The sequence below is a fragment of the Martinezella sp. CNPSo 3732 genome (assembly GCF_057784515.1).
On the sequence record NZ_JBXSOO010000054.1, the window covers coordinates 1 to 1,227 of the forward strand.

The 1,227-nt window shown below is 62.3% G+C and carries 2 protein-coding genes; both read right to left on the minus strand.

What is annotated here, in order from left to right:
* Positions 1–2 precede the first annotated feature (2 nt).
* On the minus strand, positions 3–908 hold the full coding sequence (gene folD, locus AC13RM_RS31425) for a bifunctional methylenetetrahydrofolate dehydrogenase/methenyltetrahydrofolate cyclohydrolase FolD (protein WP_488556144.1): 906 nt from the start codon (positions 906–908) through the stop codon (positions 3–5).
* A 3-nt stretch (positions 909–911) separates the two neighbouring features.
* The coding region (locus AC13RM_RS31430; protein ID WP_488555857.1) for a formyltransferase family protein at positions 912–1,227 on the minus strand (316 nt) is incomplete at its 5' end.

Below are 1,227 nucleotides of genomic sequence, written 5' to 3' on the forward strand. Positions count from 1 at the left end.
CTCTAAAACCTGGGCAGCTTCTGGCCGGCAGCGCGATGGGCAGCGATGACGGTATTGGCCATCAGCATGGCGATCGTCATCGGTCCGACGCCGCCCGGAACCGGGGTGATCGCAGCGGCAATTTCGGATGCTTCACCGTAGGCGACATCGCCCACCAGCCGGCTCTTGCCCTCGCCCCGTTCAGGGGCCGCGATCCGGTTGATGCCGACATCGATGACGGTCGCACCGGGCTTCACCCAATCGGCCTTGACCATCTCCGGACGGCCGACGGCCGCCACCAGGATATCGGCACCCCTTGCCACGGAGGCGAGATCCTTCGTCCGTGAATGCGCTGTCGTGACCGTCGCATTGGCAGAAAGCAGCAATTGCGCCATCGGCTTGCCGAATAGGTTGGAGCGGCCGATGACCACGGCATTCAGACCCGACAGGTCTTCGCCATGTACCTGGCGTACCAAAAGCATGGCGCCGGCCGGCGTACACGAGATCAGCCCGGTTTCGAGATCGCCAGTTGCCAGCTTGCCGGCATTGACCACATGCAACCCGTCGACATCCTTCTCCGGCTGGATCGACTGAATGATCGCATCGGAATTCAGATGCTTCGGCAGCGGCAGCTGCACGAGAATGCCATGGATGGAGGAATCATCATTCAGCGAGGTCACCAGACTTGCCAGTTCACCTTGCGTCGTTTCCGCCGGCAGCGTGTGCTGGACCGACTTGAAGCCGCATTCCCTCGCCATCTTGCTCTTGGAGTTCACATAGGCGTGGCTGGCCGGATCGTCGCCGACGATGATGACCGCAAGACCAGTCTTTACCCCGGCCTCCGCTTCAAGTCCCGCCGCTGCAGCCTTCACGGCCTCGATCACCGAAGCCGCCGCTTGTCTCCCGTCGATCACCGTTGCGAGTGTCATCACTCACCCCATGCGCTCTGAGGCATAGGATCCCGGGCTTGCCGGGAAGACGACGGTGCGGTTGCCGTTGATGAAGTTGCGGTGATGGATATGCGCATGGATGGCGCGGGCGAGAACCTGGCTCTCCACATCGCGGCCGATCGAGACATAGTCCTCGGCAGACTGCGCATGGGTGATGCGCGCCGTGTCCTGCTCGATGATCGGACCCTCGTCGAGATCGGCCGTCACATAATGCGCCGTCGCCCCGATCAGCTTCACACCGCGCTCATAGGCCTGCTTGTAGGGGTTGGCTCCCTTGAACGACGGCAGGAAGGAATGG